Below are 23163 nucleotides of genomic sequence, written 5' to 3'. Positions count from 1 at the left end.
CTACTGAACAAAATATTTTCAAGCATCAAGCTTCGAAAGTAAGTCGGGGTTCCACCCGTTCGATCCACACGGCAGGAGTTTTCGTTATGAGTCGTCGTGTGGCGATAATCTTCCTTCGCCACGAAGTGTTCCTTTCGGGATAGGTAGCTTCGGCGAAACCAATCCCCCAGCGCGATCGTATTCGTAAAGGGCTGTGCGCATTCGGCGAAGTCTCCAATGGAGACTATCGTGACTATCTTGTGGAATCAATTTTATCAATCCAATACAATTAGTTCAATTCGAGGTATTTCACCTAGTTGGAAGCAGTAGAACCGTCCCCGTGCTTCCCCGTTAAACTTGAGAAGAAAAATCTCTGATAACATGACAAAAAAGAAGGACTTTCTAGTTGTAGGCAGAATAGTAATAATATATAGAAAATTTGGAATAGAATAATTCTGAAGCGTGCTAGTAGCAACTAAAATGAATGAGCAAACATTCAAAATTGATTAGGAGGACCGAAATGATGGGGGAAGCAGCAGTTGAAAAATCTTGGTTTCAGCATTATGAGCCGAGTGTCAAGAGGAGTCTGGAGATCCCTGAGATGAATTTGATGGAAATGTTTAAGAAAACGGAGCGGAAATTTCCGGATAACCCAGCGCTTATTTTTGCAGGAAAGACGACAACGTATAGTGAGATGAATATTCTCGTTGAACGACTCGCTAAAGCGCTTGTTCAAAGAGGTGTTCAAAAGGGAGACCGTATCTCAATATTTATGCCCAATAGCGACAATTGGGTGATTTCGTTCTTTGCTATTCTAAGGGTAGGCGCAGTGGTCGTGCAGACGAATACGCTCTATGTAGAAAATGAGTTAAAAACTCTATTGCAAGATTCTGGAGCCATAGGAGTTGTCTCGATTCCTCAGCTCTTGCCGCGTATAGCACCGATACAAGCGGAAGTAGGTCTAAAATTAATCGCCTTAGACTGGTTAAGTAAATTTTCGGGGTTAGAAGGTTTAGCGGATGACCCTGTGTTTATGGATCTTGAGAAAGTATTTGGAGATACAAGCTTAGATGAAGTAGAGTCACCACCGATGGAAGCCAAATCAAGCGAACTTGCAGTTTTACAGTACACAGGAGGCACAACAGGAGTGTCTAAAGGGGTTATGTTAACCCACTGCAATCTAGTGGCCAACGCAATGCAAGCATGGGAATGGATAGTGGGGCGCGAGGGTGAAGAAAGAGTTTTAACGGTACTGCCCTTATTTCACATCTACGCTTTGACGGCCTGTATGAATTTAGCGATACTTTCTGGGGGAGCCATGGTTATTCTTCCTAAGTTTGACATCGATGCCGTGCTTCAACATATTAATGATTATGAACCGACTTTCTTCCCAGGCGCTCCGACTATGTATGTCGCAGTCGTAAATCACCCGCGGATCAAGGAATACAAAGTCTCGTCGATTCGATGCTGCTTAAGTGGATCCGCTCCACTTCCCAAAGAGGTAGCGCTCCGTTTTGGGGAATTGACGGGTGGAAGGCTAGTAGAAGCTTACGGTTTATCGGAAGCATCTCCAGCTACTCATTTAAATCCGATATACCATGCCCGGGTTGGTTCAATCGGAGTTCCTGCTCCCAATACTGATTCGAAAATCATGGATTTGGAGACGGGGGAAAAGGAACTTCAACCGGGGGAAATTGGTGAATTAGTGGTTAAAGGTGATCAGGTCATGATTGGATATTGGCAAAGACCGGAGGAGACTTCGGCGGTCTTGAAGGATGGCTGGCTTTATACCGGTGATATTGCATATAGGGATGAGGATGGATTTTTCTATATAGTTGATAGGAAGAAAGATATGATCATCACGGGCGGACTTAATGTCTATCCGCGCGATGTGGAAGAGGTCCTCTATACCCATCCGGCTGTGAGAGAGGCCGTGTGTGCTGGAATTGAAAATCCTTATTGGGGAGAAATGGTGAAAGCGTATATCGTTTTAAAAGAAGGCCTGAGTGTGACGGAAAAAGAGCTCTTATTCTATTGTCAGAGTAAGCTTGCGGCGTTTAAACTCCCTAAGATGATTGAGTTTCGCGAAGAGTTGCCCAAGACGGCCGTTGGTAAAGTTTTACGTCGCTTCTTAGTGGAAGAAGAGCGACAAAAAGCGTTGCAACAAGAAAGTAGATTACAAGCATAAATGGCAGTAAGCACAGAAATTTAACGCAATCAAGAAGAGGGAGCCCGACGTACTGGCTCCTTCTTCTTGATTGCGTAGATATTACCTATTCTATTTCTTCGATCGTAAAGCTTCTTCTTTGGAAAGACCATGGCCATCTCGCGAGTCCATGCTAGGTTGATGGTTATGTGGAGTGGGTTGAGTGTTTGGATTAGGATTTTTTTCTGAGGGCATTTTCTTTTTCAAGGTTAAATCACTTCCTTTTTAAGATATACCTTGGTTGCTATTCTAATGGTTGTTGTTACAAAGGTTATTTTGCCCTTTTTGCCAGAGGTATACTACTATAGCTTTTACTTTGAGGGATAAGTTGGATTTTCTCATACTTTTAGCAAAAAATAAGTAAGTAGGAGATAGTGAACAGAAAACAGACGAGGAATAGAAGGATGAGCCGAATTAGGGTCAAAGGGTGAGTTGACACACAACATATAGTATGATTAAATTTAAAATACACTACATGTGGGGGGTGAAGTTGTGCGCTGTCCATTCTGCGGAAATGTGGACACGAAAGTTCTTGATTCACGCCAGGTTGAAGAAGGTACAGCGGTCCGTAGAAGAAGAGAATGCGATCGTTGTTTGCGGCGGTTTACCACGTTTGAGAAGTTCGAAGATTCGCCGCTCATTGTTGTGAAAAAAGAAGGGCGACGCGAGGAATTTTCCCGTTCTAAAATGATGGCCGGTATGCTCAGGGCTTGCGAAAAGCGGCCAATTTCCTCGGAAGAAATCGAAGAAGCAGCTTATGCGATTGAAAAGAGGCTGCGCAACAGGCTTGAACGTGAGGTGTCCAGTTCCGAAGTGGGAGAAGCGGTCTTAGAACAACTGTTTGATTTAGACGAAGTAGCCTACATACGGTTTGCGTCGGTTTATCGTCAATTTGGGGACATACAGCGTTTTATGGAAGAATTACAGGGGCTTATTGAAAAGCGTGGAAGTATGAAAGAATAAATTCAAATTGGAATAGTATGAAGGAAAGTTGGGGATTCGAGTTGAGTTTCGAGGGACAAGCACCAAAGACCTGGTCTAAGGCTAATCTGACGCCTAATGCGCGTGTGGTTTTGGAAAAACGATATTTAAAACAAGAAAATGGGCAAGTGGCAGAATCTGCGGAAGACATGATGTATCGCGTAGCCAGTGTGATTGCGGAGGTAGAAGAGGAACGTTACGGCAAGGGTAAAAGGGAAACTCAAGCACTGGCCAAAGAATTCTATACTATAATGGCCAACCTTGAGTTTATGCCTAACTCACCGACGTTAATGAATGCTGGTCGAGATCTTGGACAATTGAGTGCTTGTTTTGTCTTGCCCATTGAAGATAGCATGGAAGAAATTTTTGACGCAATTAAAAACGCGGCGATTATTCATAAATCGGGTGGAGGGACGGGCTTCAGCTTTTCTCGCTTGCGCCCAAAAAACAGCATGGTTCGTTCAACGGGTGGAGTGGCATCCGGCCCAATTTCTTTTATGAAGGTGTTTAATTCCGCCACAGAAGCGGTGAAGCAAGGCGGAACACGTCGTGGCGCGAATATGGGAATTCTTCGGGTGGACCATCCGGATATTTTAGATTTCATTCAGTGCAAAGAGGATAACAAGGAGATTACGAACTTTAATATTTCCGTCGGGGTTACAGAGGAGTTTATGCTGGCCGTCCGTGAGGGGCGTAACTATGATCTCATTGACCCACATACGAGCTCCCCAGCCGGTCAATTATCTGCGCCGGAAGTTTTTAATAAAATTGTAGAGCATGCCTGGCAGAATGGGGAGCCGGGAATCGTTTTTCTTGACCGCTTAAATCAAGGTAATCCCACGCCTCTGCAGGGTGAGATCGAAGCGACGAATCCGTGTGTCACCGGAGATACTTGGATTCTAACAGACCATGGCCCGGCACAAGTCAAAGCGGTTTTAGGTCAGGGGCTAGAGTTGGTTTTAAATGGTGAGTATCATCGCACAAGCTCAGAAGGGTTCTTTTCAACAGGGACCAAGCCAGTCTTGACCATTAAGACAGAACGGGGATATGAGCTTAAAGTGACCAGTGATCACCTTGTCCGCGTTGCAGAGAAGGTGACTCGAGAGCAGATTACTGAGACGTGGAAACCGGCCGGTGAGCTGAAACCTGGCGACCAACTTATCCTTTCAAATAATCGGGGTCTGAACTGGTCTGGCAAGGGGAGCTTCGACGAAGGATATCTTTTAGGACTGCTTTTAGGGGATGGAACGTTAAAAGAAGACGGTGGGATCATCTCCGTTTGGGGAGACAACGAAGAAGCTCAGTCCATGATTGAAGCCGCAGAAAAGGCTGCCTCTTCCCTGCGACACCGCAGTGATTTTCAAGGTTTCCAGAAGATTATTAGTGAGAGAAATGAACATCGTATGAAGTTAGCTACCTTACGAGATTTAGCCGCCGAGTATGGTATTTTCCCAAAGGAGAAACGGCTAACGGAGGAACTGGAAGGGACAAGCTCAGAATTTCACAGAGGACTGCTGAGAGGTCTCTTTGATACGGATGGAACGGTTGGGGGATCTCAGGAGAAGGGTGTAACTGTAAGGTTATGGCAAAAAGATCTCATTGGGCTTCAATGTGTTCAGCGGATGTTACACCGTTTGGGAGTAGCGTCTACTATTTATAGGGATCGTAAAGCTTCAGGTTATAAGTCCATGCCTGATGGCAAGGGCGGTTATCAGGACTACAAAGTTCAGGCTGGACATGAGCTTGCGATATCCCAAGATAATTTGGCGATTTATGCAGACGTTATTGGATTTGGTAACCAGAAAAAAACGCAAATCCTTAAAGATCTGTTTGGGGGGTATCAACGTTCTTTAAATAGAGAACGCTTTCTGGCCAGTGTGACCGAATGCCTTCCTGCAGGGGAATATGAGGTGTATGATGCTCAAGTTCCTGGGGTAAATGCCTTTGATGCTAACGGGATCTATGTGCATAATTGTGGTGAGCAACCCTTGCTACCTAATGAAGCGTGCAACTTAGGCTCCATTAATCTCAAACTGATGGTGACCGAAAAAGAGGGGAAAATGGTAATTAACTGGGAACGCTTGAGTTATGTGACCCGGTTGTCCGTGCGTTTCCTGGACAACGTGATTGATGCGAATCAGTATCCGCTTCAGGTTATTGACGAGGTGGTTAAAGGGAATCGTAAAATTGGTCTTGGTGTGATGGGCTTTGCGGATATGCTTATTTTGCTGCAAACCTCTTATGCTACGGTAGAGGCGGTTGAGTACGCGGAAAAAATCATGAAATTCATCCAGACGGAAGCCCGTATCGAGTCTCAGCGCTTAGCAGAAGAACGGGGAACCTTCCCAAATTATGAAGGCTCTATTTATGACGGAGTCATGAAACTGCGCAATGCCACCCTGACGACGATTGCTCCGACCGGAACCATATCTATGATTTGCGGCGCGTCGAGTGGGGTAGAACCACTCTTTGCAGTTGCCTATACTAAAACCGTGATGGACGGAACAGCTTTAGTTGAAGTCAATCCACTGTTCGAAGCGTTTTCCAACGAATATGGATTTTATTCCCCAGAACTTATACAAAAAATTGCTGAACAGGGGACTGTCTTGGGGTTACAGGAAGTACCTAATTGGGTACAGGAGGTTTTTACCACAGCCCAAGAGATTGCACCAGAATGGCATATTCGGATTCAGGCAGCCTTTCAGAACTATACGGATAATGCAGTATCTAAGACAATCAACTTTGCCAATACTGCGACACGCGAAGAAATAGCGGAAGCATATCGGTTGGCGGATGAACTGAATTGTAAAGGCTTGACAGTTTATCGTGATGGCAGCCGGGAAGAGCAGGTGCTTTCTACAGGAACTTCGATGGCACAAAGTCTGGCTGAAAAGCGAGTTGAAGTTAATGGCCAACTGGCATCCGATCAGGTGATAGTTCCCAAAATGCCGTTTATTCCAGAAGTGAACACCGTCGTTCCTCGTCCAAGACCGACGACTACCATCGGGGTTACAGAAAAGATTAAGATCGGTTGCGGCAACCTTTATGTCAGTGTCAATGCGGATGAAAAAGGAATTTGTGAAGTCTTTACGAATACCGGTCGGGCTGGAGGATGTTCCTCCCAATCTGAGGCCACTGCCCGTTTGATTTCTATCGCGCTGCGTTCTGGTTTGTCCGTCGATGCAATCACTGAGCAAGTCAAAGGAATTCGCTGTCCGGCTTGTATGCGTCGTGAAGGAGTCAGCGTTACATCCTGTCCGGATGCGATTGCCCGAGTAATTAAGAAATATAATGAGGTCGGGATTAATGTTTCTAAGGTTCAATTCGGCACGCAGGAAACCGCTCCTACGGCTGAACGGTCAAACGTAGTCGGGCGAGGGGAGCCCTCTATAGAAAAGGTTGCAGGCAAGAAAGCCCGCACGGGCCTTGCACCAGCGAATGCTTGCCCAGAGTGTGGCATGCCGATTAACCATGAAAGTGGTTGTGTTGTTTGTACACATTGTGGCTACTCGAAGTGTGGATAAAGAAATGTTCAAAAGAAATTAAGTTGTGAACTCGTTGATAAAGTTGTGAACTGGCTAATAAAGTTCTGAACTGATGTTAATGTAGATGTTTACTGATAATAGAGTCTGCCACTCGATAATAAAGTCTGTTACTGAACAATAAAGTCAGCCACTTGATAATAAAGTGAGTCACTAAGGAACAACGTTATTGTTTCCTCAGCAACCTCGTATCTTTGATATTTTATTCATAGAAGGAATTTGGTATCTAAAGATTATAAGGATTTTATCCTTTTTCACTTCAATATTGACATTCCATTATTAATCCTATAAAGTACCCGCCTGAATTTCCGTTAATTTGGGCCCCAGAGCAGCAAGGCATACTTCATCATGTTGGGGGTATGCTTTGCTGTGTCTTTACTACTTTAAACTTTTCCAGATGAGGGCACTAGCAAAAAAATACCTAGGCAAAGAAATATACAGTATAGGCAGTTGTACTGCGTCAACAGCATCAAGAGCGGAAAGAACAATGCAGGTTAGCGGAAAGTTCGTTCCTCACTAAATAGTCTGACTATAATGCCTACCACATCAAAGATATTACCGCCCTAATGTGTTCCCAGAAAAACACAGCCACTTGCCTCCCAAAGAGGGTGAGGAGGATTCTGGATATGAATAGCTTGGTATTAATAGTTGGAGGTGAGGCTGTGGTTTTACATACAAAGAAAAAAGGAACTAAAACCTTTGCACGGCAAGTTCCTTTTTCTCAAGACTCATTTTAAATTTGCATAGCGGGTTTAAGCTGATCCCTTAAACACGCAGTCAGATGGAACGCCTATTCTGGGTACCACACCAGATACTAGGCTTACCTTTCTATTATCTTCTATTCGAGGTGAAAGGGAAAATTCCTCCCTGACCGGGCCTTTAGCCAAAGAATATTATCTTTGGCGTTACACACTGCTTGGGATTTTCGATTAGAAGGAGATAATGTTTATGGAGTTTCTACAATCCTTTGATAATCACTTAGAGGACATGCTTCACCGTTTATGCGTAAGACTACAGATAACCGCTACCCAGAGAGAGTTGGCCGAATCAAGGTATAAATCTGTTACTGAATGGCTTGCTGCAGACGAAAGTACCTTTTGGGGTAAAGATCTCGATATTTACCCACAAGGTTCACTCAGAATTGGTACTACAGTTAAACCGTTAGCACATCAAGAATTTGACCTAGATCTAGTGTGCGAGATCAATCGGTCCTGGCAAGGCAAAAATCCTCTTGAGTTGCTTAATGCAATGGAGCAAAGACTACGACTGCACAAAACCTACGCTCCGATGGTACAGAGAAAGAATCGGTGTATTCGGTTGAATTACGCCAATGAATTTCACATGGACCTTTTACCGGCTTGTCCCAGCGATAGTAACGATTCGGGGTGCCTTAAAGTGCCTGATCGTGAAGCTAAAGATTGGAAGGACAGTAATCCCAGTGGATATGCGAAGTGGCTCGACGATAGGGCGAAGCAATATGAAACTTTTCTAGAGAAAAGGGCTTCGATCCATCCACTACCGGACGAGGAACCTGTGGAGTTCAAACCGCCTTTAAAAAGAGCCGTTCAACTTATAAAGCGGCATAGGGATATATGTTTTTTGGATTACCCTAACAATGCCCCGATAAGCATAGTACTCACGACTTTGGCAGGGACGATTTACAATAAGCAAGATTCGGTCTATCAAACTATTGAATCGGTTCTTTCTGGAATAATCAGTCTGATTCCTGGTCGCGGGCGGTTAATAGTCCTTAATCCAACCAATAAGAAGGAAGATCTAAGTGAACGATGGGACAGTGAACCGTTACTGTACGGTATGTTTAAACGTTATATCGAAGACTTCTTGAAACAGTGGCAACAGTTAAAATATGCACGAGGTACTGAACTTAATGCCCTAATTAAGTCACTTTTCGGAGAGAAGGTTACTAACGCAGTATTAATGGAACAAGCAATGGCGATCGAAGAGGCTAGGAAAAGCAGTAGGTTAAGGAGTTCTTGGAGCCTGGGAAGTTTAACTGTTTTAAAAACAAGCTCCACTCCGGTTAGGCGGAATACGTTTTATGGCGAGGACTAAGCAGTATTTTCGTCCTAAAAAGCTATCATTGGTACAACAGGACGTTGCAATAAAAAGCCTGTTCCCTTCGTTCCAAGGAAATATAGATAAAGTAGTTGCAACTTGGGAAGGGGTAATTCAGCCTACTCCTGCTTGTAAAAGCTATAAAATAAAAATAACTTATTCTTTTAACTCAACCCCTAAGGTATGGGTAGTTTCTCCCCCAATTGAGGATAATGCCGGTGGAACCCGGCCTCCACATATTTACCGTGATCGTAACCTTTGTTTGTGGCAGCCACGTACTGGTGAATGGACCGCAGAAAAATATATTGCTCGTACGATTATTCCATGGACCTCCGTCTGGCTTTACCACTACGAGATATGGCAAACAACAGGAGAATGGCTTGGCGGAGGTATTCACCCAATCTTGCGATCGGAAGAGGATTAATTATGAAAAAGATATTAACAATTGATGGTGGGGGGATCAAAGGGGTCTTCCCCGCCGCCTTCCTTGCCTCCATCGAGGATATTGTGGGGGACCGTATCGGCAAATACTTTGATCTCATTGTCGGAACTTCAACTGGCGGAATTCTGGCGCTAGGTCTAGGTCTAGGATTTACCGCCAAAGAACTATTGGCATTTTATGAGGAATATGGGGCGACAATCTTCCGTTCCCGTTGGGTTTGGCGGCTGCCTGTCATCAATTTTATCTCTGGTTTGGCTGCAACAAGATACAAGCAAGAACCGCTAAGGAATGCTTTAGAACAGAAATTTGGTAACAAGCTATTGGGAGAATGTTTAACACGTGTCGTTATACCGAGTCTTAATTTAGAAACCGGTCAGGTCCATGTCTACAAAACATCACATCACCCAAAGCTAGTTACAGACTACAAAGAAAAGGTCGTTGACGTAGCGTTAGCTACAAGTGCGGCACCTACCTATTTCCCTGCATTCAGAGCAACCTCTGGAGTCCCCCTCGTTGACGGTGGATTATGGGCAAATAATCCTGTGGGATTATCAGTTGTAGAAGCTATAGGGATCTTAGGATGGATGGCTACGGATATAAAAGTGTTTAGCTTAGGTTGTACATCAGAAGCACTAAATGTTAGATTCGGCCGTCACTTCGCATTAGGGCAATTGTATTGGGCTAAGAAAATTAGCGATGTCTTTATGTCAGCCCAATCTTCCCATTCCCTAGGGACAGCTCAATTACTTATTGGTAAAGAAAATATATTTCGCTACAATCCGACTGTCGCGAACGGTAAGTTTGCCTTAGATTCAATTGAGGAAATGAGTTCGTTAAGGGGCATGGGGAGTGAATATGCACGTGATACTATCTCTTCGATTAAAATATTTTTTGAAGAAGAGGCATCCCCGTTTTCTCCGTATCATGGTTTATATAATATCGCGTAATTTAATTTAGAAGAGTATTCTCAGACCCAAAAATGGCACTTGATAATTCAAAAGATCGGGCTATAATTGGCGGAATACACGGAGTTAAAGCGTATCATGAGGTCCGTGATACTAAAAAGATAGCTTTTCAAATGGCTCGGGAGTAGATATTGGTGCAAGCAGAGATTAAGGGAATATTACAGACGTTGTTCAAATTAGATGGGGGACACATAATAGAGTAATTGTCATAATTATAATGCTATAGGAAGATATGCACGAAAGCTACCCTCCGGCGTATGGGTGACTTGTGCCAGAATGTGCTCGGTGAGCACGATGCTGTACCCGAGATGACGGTAGGCTCTTCGAAATCGGTTTGTTGTAACAGGCTTCAAACAGCCGTAAGCTGCTTTCTTTGCCGTGCCCCAATTATGTGAAATAGCATGTCTACCGGAAATAGCTGGATCACACAGTTCTACTTGTGTTATATAATTATGGATAGTTGATCTCACCATCGCCTTTCCCTGCGGCCGGTGATAGGACGGTATTGATGGATTTAGTGAATCTCCCTCCAGATTATATAAAATTTGGGCTGTAAGTAGATTGGAATGGGGTGGAACTCTTGAATCGCTACGATTTGGAACATAAAATTCAACACATCTCACTCTCCCGCAACCAGGCGGTCGGCGAGTTTGCCGTGCGGCTCAGAAGATATTCACAGCCGATGCATAGCGCCAACCTCTTCGATGAATTAGATGGATCTGAGATAGTCGGTTGGGGCTTGGATGTATTACTTTTAACATTTCTCCAAAAGCTAAACCCTTCTCCAGATCCTCGTTCTGCTCAAAATTTTGTGGACGCATTGCAGGTGTACAATGCCAAGTACGACGGTGCTAATATCAATTTTGATGAAATGGTTCGAGACGGCTTGATCCGGATTGTTTGGAATCAGTGGTACTTTCCTCACCACTTACGCTGTCTCCTCATAGGGAATTTTAAGGGAACGACTCTATGCGTGGATTTCTACAGATGATGAAAAATACTCCCTATCCAGATGAACGCAAATTTGAAATTTCGAGTTTCAAAGATATTCTGAATAGCCATCGTTTACGGTATCCCAGTGCCCCAAACGAAGACTGGTTCATTCGTAACGCACTTGTTGACAGTGTTCATATCGCTGGGAGATCGGTGTTTACCCTGAATCGCCACTCTAAACATCTCCAAATGTACGCTTCACGCCTTTGCTCTCAGCTTTGGGAGGATTACAATGCAGGTCCATCAGAAAAAATGGATAGACTTTCATGGTGGTATGATCGTACGGAGTTTTTGAGACCTTCCTTCGACTTCCTCAATTATATGTCTGCCTTTCCCCGATCGAATTTTCTTGATGCTTGCCTTATTCAAATACTTGACGAAAGGGATTTACAGGATTGGGAATGGGAAAAACGTAAGTTTGGCGCGGAGTTAGCGACAATGAACGGACGACTTTTGTTGGACGAAGAGGTCATGTCCTGGCTGCCAAATTTGAATTCAGAAGAAGAACGTCTGTACCAATACGAAAATCCTCGATTGGACCCATCCATGTTTGTGGACGATGCACGGGGTTCTTATCATTTTCTGATATTGTGTCTATTTGTTGGTGAAGGTATTGGTTCCGGAGATAGTTTAAAACGGGAATGTTTTTGGAAATTGATGCAGGGGATGCCAGAGCGTCCATTTATTTATCGAGCACTGTCTATGGCGTGCAGAGAGTCTATACCTGAGCTCATCGCTCATCTTTTATCCAGAACCCAAACAGCCTTGATCGGCACATTGTTGCTTTCCAAGTTCACTCTATCTGAATCAATCGATTCAATGGAAATTCTATGGAACGAAGGTCTGGCATTCATCGGAGTAATTCTCAAGGGCATGAATGATGTTAATGAGGAGAGCAGGTTCATTGTTGATGTTATCGGGTGGCTCGTAAAACAGCATCGAACATTCACACATCGCGTAACGAGATCTGGAGTCCAACTTCAAAGACAGACAATGCAATATCAGAGCTTTTGCGAACTACTACAAGTGATGCAACGATACAGTAACACACAGGAATCGTTTATCAGCGCAGTCTTTCCATCCATTTTTGATATGGTTAAGTTAGCGTTAGATCCTATTGAGTCAAAGCTTGAATCCCCTTACTGGGACATTATTCTATGGTTATGTTCAAAGGTTACATACGAATATCCTGCTATTTCAGACAGACTTTATAGGTACCTCTTTGCCGCTTATCGTAACGTCATTCGAACTGAACTGGCACACCTCTCTTCAGATACCGAATCATACGTTGCGCATGAAGGGTGGATTGCAGCTGGGCTATACATGCGAGATCGTCACGTGTCCGAATGGGCGAGCACACTATCCATTGCTAACGGAACACTTATAGATGATCCGTCGTCGGTTTATGTCAGGAGGCAAAAAATTCGAATCCACTTACGTTGGCTAGCCTATATGGCGCGCAATATTTCAGACCCCGTAGTGTTACGTGATGTTTCGGATGCCCTGGTGCAGTGTTTCCGAGCATTTCAACAGGATGACTTCTTGGAGGAGTCCACCGTTGACGCCTTCTCATGGATGATTGAAGCGAATGCTTTTCAGAGTGTTCCTACAGATGTAGAGCCTTTATTAGTGGTACTTACCGACGCAATCAACCGACTCCCCGCAGATGAACGAAGTCGCACACTCGAAGCTTTTGCTGAATCTACAACTGATGCCAGACGTTTAGCTGTGATTTTTAATCATTTGGCTAATCCGATTGACAGAGAGACTATACAGCATCGATTATTGCGTGTGACATCCGACGAGTCATCCTCGCATCATAGTCTGTCAGAGGTGCAAAGTACAATTTCTGAGCTACTGGCTACTCGCGTACCTGCCTTTGTGGAGAGAGCAAGCAGCCTCTATAATCATTATGAGCCAGTAGGTAGGGAGCGTTGTATACCTGGGTGGGTTGAATGGTCTTATCGCATTCGTCTTCACCTCGCGTTTGCGGAGAGAAATTTTGACACTGTCGAACAAACTCTTCCCCCAGACAGAATCAGTAGCCGTGAGAATTTCGAGGTTACGAGACAGTTTTATAAGGCGTTGGTCCATTTCGAACGGGGCGGGCGTCACGAGTTAACGCAGGCAATTAATGATTTTCGTCATCTACACAGTCATTATCCCGGTGAATATAGTTATCTCATTAACCTGGTTGCCGCCTATGTACGGTATTTTGGCCAGTTCGATGAATCTGAAGTTATAGAGAGCCAAAGTATATTAGAAGCAAAATCCTTTGCAACTAAATTAATAGGTCGTGTCACCGAAGCGGTTACGCCTCATAATATTCTTGCCACGGTTAACGTTCTGTATCTTTTCATTGTGCTCAAGAACTGGGAGGAATATTGGTCCACATTCCGTAGCTTGCCAGAGCTATTACAACAACAATTCTCGGTGAGTCTAACTCGATTAGAGGTCTTGTTTCGTAAACAGCATTGGCAAGAAGCGATACATTTGATAGAAGAATTCCAGGTTCGGCACGAGAGTAATCCGGAACTTGTAAGGTACCAAATGCAAATTGAAGAACATACCAACTCCGATGTGTTACCGGGGGAAGTGACGCATTCCCCGTGGATGTGGCAGGATATCGCTGATGCACTTGCACGGTTGGCGACACTTCCAGATCCTAATGCAAAAGCTCGAGCTTATTTCCGTTCGGAGGATTTTACGTATGAAAGGCTGATTCAGATTCTTGTGCTCAAATCGTGTCAACAGGTGCGAGAATATGCTCCATATTTGATCCGTAATGACCAAATTGCAAATGAGGATTCTCATATACTAAGTTGTTTTGCGGTGGACTTGGGTGGAATACGGAATTTCAATCTTATTTAGGCGTGACCGGAGGAGTCCAGAGAAAAGGTGAGAGAGGACATGGCGAGCCTGATGTTGTCATATCCGAGAATAGTCGTCGTTTAGCAGTGTGTGAAGCTATTCGATTGGAAGGTATTAATCGTCAATACACCAAATCCCATATCCTGAAAGTGCGCGGGTATGATCCAACGGATTGTCTTCTGTACTTTCAACTGATTTGGTGTGGGGCTTCCAACTGGAAAACAGTCTGGAACGACTATACGACCATGGTTCGGAATATGAACGATTGGAATGATGGCGCATTACCTCTTGTTACTATCCGCTCAGCTGAAACATTGAATCTTGTTCCATATGTGGGTATTATTCCTCACTTCGAGTCAGAGCACACAACTTCACAGGGTAATAGCCCAATCCGTTATTTACATGTCTTAGCGGATGTGTCGTTAGATGAGCAGCATCGCGCGGGTATGACTGCACGCGAAATGTAACACGATTTTGGCGTGCATAGGTGATAGCCGGAACGTTATTATTGACGGTCTGGCCTTTTTGTTTTATCTTGGATTATTTTTACTGATCTTAGGAGGAAATGTAGAAATACTGTTGAAAGTATTTAGAAGTGATTGCCTGGGGGATTTGAACATTTTATAAGTTTAGTCAATAACAATTGATTTTCTGCAAACTTGTATAATGGGAGATTTAACGTAAATAGTACAGTATAGCACAAACTTATGTCTGTAGTATTTGTTATACTTCGTTCTAGAAGGAAGGGTGCGTAGCCATAAGTATGAGTGTAAATAGTCCATAGGTAAAGTGGCCGATTTATAGTACATATCTCATAGAGGATGGTTCATTATGAAAAATTATTCTGCTGGGTTTACCAGTGCGGGACTATTCAAACAAGAAATCCGTGAGGTACTTCGCCTCAGAAAAAAAGGCTTATCGAGAAAAGAGATAGAACAGGCAGTATTAGACCATAATTTGTTTCAGATGAGAAGTGAAGCTGGAATCCGAGACAAACTACAAAAGGTTTTCCAAAGAATCAATAGCTTTGACGAAACCCTCCTGGAGTCTTATATAGAAGGGACTCGTTTTGAGGAGAATGCGTTGATCTTATATAGTTATCTTCATTCGTATCGTCTGCCATATGAGTTCTTCAGGGAGATCGTTCTTTATGACTATCTCCATCATCAAGGGCTTTTGCGCAAGGTCGAATTAGATTTATTTTTCGAAAGAAAAGAATCTGAAGTTGAGGAGATTGCACGCTGGAGTCCAAGGACAAAACAGCGGTTAATAAGTTCTATGCTGATGTTTTTTCGTGAGTGCGGCTTGCTGACCAAGGTGGAGAAAGAGGTCTACCGGATTACTCCATTACATATCAACCAGCAGTTAAAAGAATACGCTCACGTTCACTTTCCACTCTTGGCCTTGTTAACGACATTAAGGTAGGTGCATGAATTGATTGCGGATACTTATGAACGCTTAAACCACGTTAAAATTCGAATACACGAGCAGGGTTTTACCACCCCCAAGGGAATAGGAAGCGAAATTCCCCATTATGTATTTGATTACCCTGCTGAGGATGAGCTTAAAGTACGTACATATTTAAAAGTGCTTGTTGAGCAATCGCCGATGAAGATTCAGACTATTAATCTCTTTGAGTTCTTTCTGAATCTCTTTGAGGGGGACATAGAGGATCTCCTAGAGATTAGTGATGAAGAGGGACTTACGGGCTTAGTCGAGTCCACGGAAACGGTCTTAGTTAATGAACAGACGTTAGTCGAATCCTTTATCAAGGCTGCGGGGGATGCTGAGCTCATCTTGATCACTGGAGTGGGGAATGCTTTCCCCTTGATGCGATCGAGTAAACTGTTGAAGATATTATCAACCTACGCCTATCGAAGGACGATCATTTTATTTTACCCAGGGCAATTTACGGGCCTTAATCTGTGCTTATTTCATAAACTCAATAACGAAGACCAATACCAATTATCGAGAATCTAACTAAAACTGGAGATGAATTCATGGAAACGTTGCTCATCGAACAGATCTTTAAGAAAAACATTAAGCGCAATATTAACGGCGTTGTGCAAGCAGGGCAAGTAGACCTGGAAACCATGAAAATAGAACTTGAAGAATACGTCATGACTGATGAAGGCACACGTTACATCAAAGCCTTCTATAAATATTATCTCGCGCTCTATCAGCGACCCAGCACAGATATGGGTGTCTGGATTTCGGGTTTCTTTGGTTCTGGTAAATCCCATTTTTTAAAAATCCTCTCTTACCTCCTAGATAACCAAGAAGTGGCTGGAAAGAGACCGGTTGATTATTTTCTAGACAAGACCGACGATCATGAATTACTGGACATGATGCAAAAAGTGGCCGGCAAACCGAGTGATGCTGTGCTCTTTAACATCGATGCCAAATCGTCTTCCAGCGCCAGTAATAAAGAACGGATCGTTGAAGTGTTCCTGCGAGTTTTTAATATCCACCTGGGCTACTCGGATACGATCTGGGTCGCTGATATCGAACGTCAACTAGAGAGTGAAGGAATTTATTCGTCCTTTGAAGACGAAATCTTTCGGGTCACAGGATCCCCTTGGGAAGAGATTCGCTTAAAAATCCGCCTTAAACGAAAAGAAATTATCCGGGCCTTAGTCAATCTGGGAGTTGACGAAGAATCAGCGAAACAATTTCTTACGTCAGCTAAGGATTCCTTGGAGATGACAGCAGATAAGCTGGCGGATTTAATAGCAAACTATTGTCAAAATCGGGGTCCCGATTACCGTCTGGTCTTCCTAGCAGATGAAGTTGGTCAGTATATCGGAACAGATTCGGACTTAATGCTTAACTTACAAACTGTGGTCGAAAGAATTGGCAATGCGACCATGGGACAAGCTTGGGTGATCGTCACCTCCCAAGAAAAAATTGAATCTGCCATTAATTTAAAAAGTACGGATGATTTTTCCAAGATTCAGGGACGCTTTGTCACGCGTATCAATTTATCGAGTGCCAATACGGATGAGGTTCTTAAACGCCGCTTGCTTGAAAAAACTGAAACGGCTGCCGCAAGTTTGACCCTTCGCTATGACCAAGAAGAGCAAATGATCCGCAATCGCTTATCCTTTGAGCCGGGTACCACTCAATTGCGGATGGCTTATCGAACGAATCTGGAGTTCGTGGAACTCTATCCTTTCGTTCCCTATCAGGTAGAGTTGCTCAAAGAGGTCTTTCATAAGATTCGAACCCAAGGAGAAGGTGGGGCGCATCTTGCGCATGGGGAACGTTCCCTGCTCAAAGCCTTCCAAGAAGCCTGCCTCCTGAAGGCCGAGCAAGATACCACGCACTTAGTCACGATGGCCGATTTCTATCCATCAATCCGCAATTTCTTAGATTCCTCCATTACTAGTACGATTGTTCGAGCCGAGGATCTGGCGCACAATCACGAAGGTTTGCAGGATTTTGATGTGGAAGTGTTAATCGTTCTTTATATGATCAAGGGTATTGAGGATATCAAAGCAACGGCGAACAATGTAGCAACTCTGCTGATGCCCAACCTTCACTACGAACGTTTACCTCTGGAAAACGGGGTCAAGGAAGCGTTGTCTCGCTTAGAACAGACGAGGTATATTGAGCAACATGCTGATCAGACTTACTCCTTCCTATCCGATGAAGAGCAGGAAATCAATCGTGAGATACATAATGAACCCGTCGATCCCGGGATGCTCAAAGAGCTCCTAGGGAAGATGTTTTTCGATAAGATCTATACCAAGGTGAAGATTAGCTATGACAAAAAGGAATTTGACTATAATAAACGATTTGATAATTATGTGCGTACTACAATGACCCATTCTCTAACTGTACAGGTTTATGGTGGGCAGATCAGTGATAGTGAAGCGGCTTTAAAATCTAATGAAGGGGTCTTAGCCGTTTGTTTGGATCCTGAGCGGATTGCCGAAGCTGAGGGTGCCCTAAAATATGTCAAACAGATCCTTAGCTATACAACACGCAAAAAATCCTCAAGTACCACTCCCAGTCAGCAACGAATTTATGATGCCAAGATCAATCAAATTGAGGGGTTTGAGAAGAAAGCAGAGCACCTGATGGGACGAGCTTGCGAGAAATCTCGGTTTTTTATCCAAAGCCAAGAACGGAATTTTAACGGCACCTTTGAGAACAAGCTGACGGGTGCTTTGGACATGTTAGTGCGTAACACGTACACAAAGCTGACTTATCTTGATCAGTCGATTACCTATAAAGATTATAAGCAGGCCTGGATTTCCATGGTAACCGGCGGATTACAGGCCACGATTGAAGGCATGGAAAATGGAAATGCTTATGAAGAAGTAAAACTGTACATGGAAGGGAAGGGACATTCTCACGAAAAGGTCGCCTTAAAAGGCATCATCGATAAATTCAGTGCCGTTCCATTTGGCTGGAACGAATATGACACGATTGCCCTAGTCTTGGCCTTGTATCATGATGTCAAAGTCAAGTTAACGTATGCAGGTGACTCATTCACACCAACCCATCCCAACTTTTATGATCGATTAAGTAAGCAACAGGAACGGGACCGCATCTTGGTGAGCGCTGTAAAAGTGCCTGGTTCAGAAGCGCGTAGAAAACTCTTTGCAATTTTCCGCGAGTATTTTGGTAACGATGCCATTGGAGATTCTTACGAGGAAATGGGCAGTGCTATCAAAGAGGCCTTAAACGATAAGTTCATAAAACCGCTGGGCAAAATTGAAGAACGTAGAAAGAGCGCCACGGGGTATGCCTACCCAGGTGAAGGGGAAATTAGTCGCATAAAAATGGGGACAAATCCTTTACTGAGCCTTAGTGATGATGAAGACCTTGTGAGTCAATTTATCCAAGCAGAGGACCAAGTGGATGAGTGGCTTGAGGAACTTAATACCCTAAACTCCTTTTATGAGCGCAAGCCCATCGAATATTTTGATAGTTCGGTCGAACTGCTTAAGAAATTCGAGCAGGATATCTCGCTGATTAATGATCGGGATATTAATTATCTAAAACTGCAAATCGATACAATTCTAACGAGCCCTAAACCTTACCAACAGATTCCAAATTTGCCGCTGCTTCAAGAACAGCTCAAAACTAAGCTCTCGGAGCATGTGGAAACCGCCCGCCAAAGAATTGGGGAGCAGGTGGAGGGCACCTTAGCTCAAAATCAGGAATTGATTGATTATTATGTAGACAATGAACCGATTCTAGTGATGCTCAGTGAAGGACAAAGGACCCTAGAACAACTCAAAGAGCGTATTGTCAAGGAAACAAGCATGTTAACCATCCGATCTCTTCAACTGGAGTGCAATGAACAAGTGAAACATTTTGCTAAGAAGGCTAGTAAGATGGAAGCTCTCCAGAAATTAGAGATTAAAGAAAAGGCCCCTTATCAGCCAACAGGCGTCTATGAAAAGCCCACCAGGGCCTTGCGAGAGAAAGACCTCTATAATCTCTTTTTTAATTCGAGACAGCAGATCACGACGTTAGATGAACTAGACGATGCTATTAAACACCTGCGCACTAGTTTAATGGAACAATTGAAAGTGAGTAATCTTAAGAAGAGTGATTAGGTAGAGAGCTTGGAGGGAATACAAGTGATGAATAAAGCAGCACTCAAATCGTTTGCCGTATCGGCGCGCAAAGAGTTAATTCATAAAGTGTCTTTAAGAGCACAGCTCTTCGGGATTGATGCCGAAAATAATTTGAAATCAGAGCGCCAAGGTGAGAAACTTATGGTTAATAAGCTTGCTTATCCCCTCACTGTGGAAGGAACATTCGACGTGTTGCGGGATCAATATACCCAAAAAGGATATGAACAATTGCTAGAAGAAGCAGCCTATATTTGGTTTAATCGTATTATTGCCATCCGGTATATGGAGATTCATGAGTATCTCCCGGAGCGGGTGAATGTGCTCTCTAGCAGTACGGGGAAAGTAGAGCCTGACATTGTACTCCACTATGCCGGTATGGAGTTAGAGGTTGATAAAATCGCCATCAGCCAATTGCTTGAAGCGGGTAAACATGAAGAAGCTTATCGCAAGTTATTTATTGCCCAATGTAATGCTCTGCAACCTATTTTACCGTTTATGTTCGAGAGGATAGACGACTTTACGGAATTGCTCTTGCCTGATTTCTTGTTAGACAGTGAGTCTGTGATTAATAAGCTGGTGAAGGATGAGGAGCTGACTGCCAGTTTTCGGGAAGTCGAAGTGATTGGGTGGTTGTATCAGTACTATATTTCTGAGAAGAAGGATGATGTTTTCGCCAGATTAAAGAAAAACATCAAAATCAGAAAAGAAGAAATCCCTGCAGCAACACAACTCTTCACACCCAACTGGATTGTACGCTATATGGTCGAGAATTCTCTGGGGACCCTTTGGTTAGAATCACATCCTGGATCGTCGCTAAAGTCGGGAATGCGCTATTATGTGGAACCAGTTGAACAATCAGAAGGAGTGAATAAACAGCTAGAAGAGCTGAGAAATCCTAACCTATCACCTGAAAATATTCGCTTGCTAGACCCTGCCTGTGGATCAGGACATATTCTTGTTTACGCATTTGATTTGCTCTATGCCATATATGAAGAGCGGGGCTATGTCGTGAGTGATATCCCAACTCTTATTTTGGAAAAGAACTTATTCGGAATTGATATTGATGATCGTGCGGCACAACTTGCATCTTTTGCGCTCTTCATGAAAGCGAGAGCGAAATCAAGACGAATTTTCCGCAATCCTCCAATGATGAATATTATTTCGATTCAAGAATCGAATGGCTTATCAACGAAGGAAGTTGTTTCTCTTATTGCGGAAAATGATGTAGAAGCAGAGCAATTAAAGATGTTATTACGGGTATTTATTGATGCCAAAAATTATGGTAGTATTTTGAGACCCAGTCAGATGGATTTCAATAAGTATTTCGGTAAAGTGGAGTGGTTAAAGACCCAGATTGACCAGAGCTTATTTATGAGCGACGATAGAAAGCTATTGTTGAGACTTGAACAACTATTAAGGCAAGCGAAGGCGCTTGAAGACCAATACGAAATTGTCATTACTAACCCGCCCTATATGGGTACTAAAGGAATGAACTCAAAGTTGTCAGAGTTTCTGCAAGAGAATTATAAAGATAGCAAGGCTGATTTATTCGCTGTATTTATGGAACGCTGCCTTGAGTTCACGAAACAAAACGGATTTCATGCAGCGATTAATCAGCATTCTTGGATGTTTTTAAGTAGTTACGAGAATTTGCGTTTAAAGATATTAAAAGAAGAAACGATATTGTCAATGATTCACCTTGGTCCGCGGGCATTTGAGGAAATTGGTGGTGAAGTGGTACAGAGTACGACCTTTGTATTGCGCAGCGTGGTTTTAGGAGAAGCCGAAACGAGGTATTCTAGATTACTAGAATATACAAATGCCCAAGACAAAGAAGAGGCTTTTATAGCAAGAAAACATGAGTATGTAACAACACAAAAGGAATTTCATGACATTCCTGGTTCACCCATTGCTTATTGGGCATCTAAAAAAGTACGGAGAATATTTGTAGAAAATCCGAAATTAGATGAAATTGCAAAGCCAAGACAAGGAATGGCCACGTCTGACAATGGGCGATTTTTGCGATTGTGGTTTGAAGTAGATATAAGAAAAGTAGGATTTGGCTTCTCAGATTCTAATGAGGCACTTAGAAGTGAGAGAAAGTGGTTCCCTTATAATAAGGGCGGGTCATTTAGAAAATGGTATGGAAATCAGGAGTACATTGTAAATTGGGAAAATGATGGGCAGGAAGTAATGAAATATGCAACGAAGCTTTACAAAAGCCCAACCAGAACAATAAAAAATATTTCGTTTTATTTTAGAGAATGTATTACGTGGTCTTTTGTAAGTTCTTCTAATTTCGGTGTGCGTTATTCGCCCATGGGCTTTTTATTCGACGTAGGAGGATCAAGTATTTTCCTTCAGAATGGTGAGTTTCCATTTTATCTTGCTCTTCTCACAAGTAAATTATCTTATTATTTTTTGTCTATGGTTAACCCAACATTGAACTTTCAAGTGGGTAATATAGCATCCATACCTATTATAAATCCGCTAGAAAAAGAAGATATTAATAAACTATCTCTTTCATCCATAAGTATCTCTGGTGATGATTGGAATTCCTCAGAAACATCATGGGATTTTATAAATCATCCGTGGTTGTGCTATCAAGAGAAAATTTCCACACTCTCGGATGCTTATTCGGAATGGGTTAACGAAGCAGAAAACAGATTCTCCCAACTCAAATCCAACGAAGAATCCCTAAACCGCATCTTCATCGACCTATACGGTCTCCAAGACGAACTCACCCCTGAAGTCCTAGACGAAGAAGTAACTGTTCGCAAAGCTGATCGCCTGCGTGACACTAAATCGTTCTTATCCTACTTTGTCGGCTGCGTCATGGGTAGATACTCACTCGATCTCGAGGGTCTGGCCTATGTTGGCGGGGAATGGGACGCGTCAAACTATCACAAATTCACTCCGAATAGGTATGGTCTGATCCTCTTAACAGATGACGCCTATTTTGAAAATGATATTATCTCCCGCCTAAAAACATTTCTCTCTGTCACTTTCAGTGAAGACACCGTCGAGGAAAATCTGGCTTGGATCGCTGAATCACTTACCCAGAGAAATAATGAATCACCTGAGGAGAGAATTCGACGCTATTTCTTGGACGAGTTCTTTAGAGACCATACTCAAATCTACCAGAAGCGTCCCATTTACTGGCTGGTTGATTCCGGCAATGCGAAAGGTTTACGCACGCTTATCTACCTTCACCGCTATCAACCGGATACCCTGGCCACGATTCGTTTCGAACAATTGCAAGAAATCCAAGCTAAGTATCGCAATGAGATTGATACTTTGGAAATGCGTTTAGCTAACCCATCCTTAAGTGCCCTAGAGAAGCGGGGCTTTGAGAAGAAGAAAGAACTCTTTCGCAAGCGAATCGAGGAGCTAATGGAATTTGATAAGGTCCTAGCGGAGTATGCCAATGCTCAGATTGCTTTAGAGTTAGACGATGGGGTGAAAGTAAATTATGCGAAGCTGCAGAAGGTACTTGCCAGAATCTAAGTTGGCA

General features: G+C 43.3%; 14 protein-coding genes. 13 read left to right on the top strand and 1 reads right to left on the bottom strand.

Going from position 1 to position 23163, the window contains the following annotated elements:
• Positions 1–502 precede the first annotated feature (502 nt).
• From DSOL_RS15075 to DSOL_RS15050, 6 genes are all read left to right on the top strand, one after another.
• Positions 503–2167 (top strand): long-chain-fatty-acid--CoA ligase, encoded by a 1665-nt coding sequence (locus DSOL_RS15075; RefSeq protein ID WP_075365657.1) that lies wholly within the window; start codon positions 503–505, stop codon positions 2165–2167.
• A 510-nt stretch (positions 2168–2677) separates the two neighbouring features.
• Complete coding sequence (nrdR, locus tag DSOL_RS15070) at positions 2678–3148, top strand: transcriptional regulator NrdR (protein WP_075365652.1); 471 nt, start codon at positions 2678–2680, stop codon at positions 3146–3148.
• A 41-nt stretch (positions 3149–3189) separates the two neighbouring features.
• Positions 3190–6690, top strand: coding sequence for a TSCPD domain-containing protein (locus DSOL_RS15065; RefSeq protein WP_075365656.1), 3501 nt, complete (start codon positions 3190–3192; stop codon positions 6688–6690).
• 966 nt (positions 6691–7656) lie between these two features.
• The gene (locus tag DSOL_RS15060; protein ID WP_083642621.1) at positions 7657–8781 is read left to right on the top strand and encodes a nucleotidyltransferase domain-containing protein; all 1125 of its coding nucleotides are present in this window, start codon (positions 7657–7659) and stop codon (positions 8779–8781) included.
• Positions 8768–9208, top strand: a complete 441-nt coding sequence (locus DSOL_RS27995; RefSeq protein WP_075365650.1) for a type II CBASS E2 protein — start codon at positions 8768–8770, stop codon at positions 9206–9208. The genes DSOL_RS15060 and DSOL_RS27995 overlap by 14 nt, the downstream gene beginning before the upstream one ends.
• Before the next feature lie 2 nt (positions 9209–9210).
• Positions 9211–10173 (top strand): CBASS cGAMP-activated phospholipase, encoded by a 963-nt coding sequence (locus DSOL_RS15050; RefSeq protein ID WP_170871521.1) that lies wholly within the window; start codon positions 9211–9213, stop codon positions 10171–10173.
• A gap of 230 nt (positions 10174–10403) precedes the next feature.
• Here DSOL_RS15050 and DSOL_RS27990 read toward each other — a convergent pair whose 3' ends face one another.
• The gene (locus tag DSOL_RS27990) at positions 10404–10664 is read right to left on the bottom strand and encodes a hypothetical protein (RefSeq protein WP_170871520.1); all 261 of its coding nucleotides are present in this window, start codon (positions 10662–10664) and stop codon (positions 10404–10406) included.
• 107 nt (positions 10665–10771) lie between these two features.
• Here DSOL_RS27990 and DSOL_RS15045 point away from each other — a divergent pair, with 107 nt between their 5' ends.
• The 7 genes from DSOL_RS15045 (at position 10772) to pglX (ending at position 23156) form a co-directional block, all read left to right on the top strand.
• Positions 10772–11182 carry a hypothetical protein gene (locus DSOL_RS15045; RefSeq protein WP_075365648.1) on the top strand — a complete coding sequence of 137 codons (411 nt, stop codon included), beginning with the start codon at positions 10772–10774 and terminating at the stop codon, positions 11180–11182.
• The gene (locus DSOL_RS15040) at positions 11161–14055 is read left to right on the top strand and encodes a tetratricopeptide repeat protein (RefSeq protein WP_075365647.1); all 2895 of its coding nucleotides are present in this window, start codon (positions 11161–11163) and stop codon (positions 14053–14055) included. The genes DSOL_RS15045 and DSOL_RS15040 overlap by 22 nt, the downstream gene beginning before the upstream one ends.
• Positions 14007–14522 carry a hypothetical protein gene (locus DSOL_RS15035; RefSeq protein ID WP_139314490.1) on the top strand — a complete coding sequence of 172 codons (516 nt, stop codon included), beginning with the start codon at positions 14007–14009 and terminating at the stop codon, positions 14520–14522. The genes DSOL_RS15040 and DSOL_RS15035 overlap by 49 nt, the downstream gene beginning before the upstream one ends.
• Positions 14523–14886: 364 nt before the next feature.
• The gene (locus DSOL_RS15030; protein WP_075365645.1) at positions 14887–15480 is read left to right on the top strand and encodes a DUF1819 family protein; all 594 of its coding nucleotides are present in this window, start codon (positions 14887–14889) and stop codon (positions 15478–15480) included.
• A gap of 9 nt (positions 15481–15489) precedes the next feature.
• The gene (locus DSOL_RS15025; protein ID WP_207649637.1) at positions 15490–16035 is read left to right on the top strand and encodes a BREX protein BrxB domain-containing protein; all 546 of its coding nucleotides are present in this window, start codon (positions 15490–15492) and stop codon (positions 16033–16035) included.
• A 20-nt stretch (positions 16036–16055) separates the two neighbouring features.
• Positions 16056–19628 (top strand): BREX system P-loop protein BrxC, encoded by a 3573-nt coding sequence (gene brxC / locus DSOL_RS15020; protein WP_207649636.1) that lies wholly within the window; start codon positions 16056–16058, stop codon positions 19626–19628.
• Between the two features lie 27 nt (positions 19629–19655).
• Entirely contained in the window at positions 19656–23156 is a 3501-nt protein-coding gene (gene pglX, locus DSOL_RS15015) for a BREX-1 system adenine-specific DNA-methyltransferase PglX (protein ID WP_075365644.1), read from the top strand.
• Positions 23157–23163: the final 7 nt, after the last annotated feature.

The organism is Desulfosporosinus metallidurans (assembly GCF_001936615.1).
GTDB lineage: Bacteria > Bacillota > Desulfitobacteriia > Desulfitobacteriales > Desulfitobacteriaceae > Desulfosporosinus > Desulfosporosinus metallidurans.
Note: the sequence above shows the minus strand (reverse complement) of the source record. Positions and strands in the feature narration are given on the sequence as shown.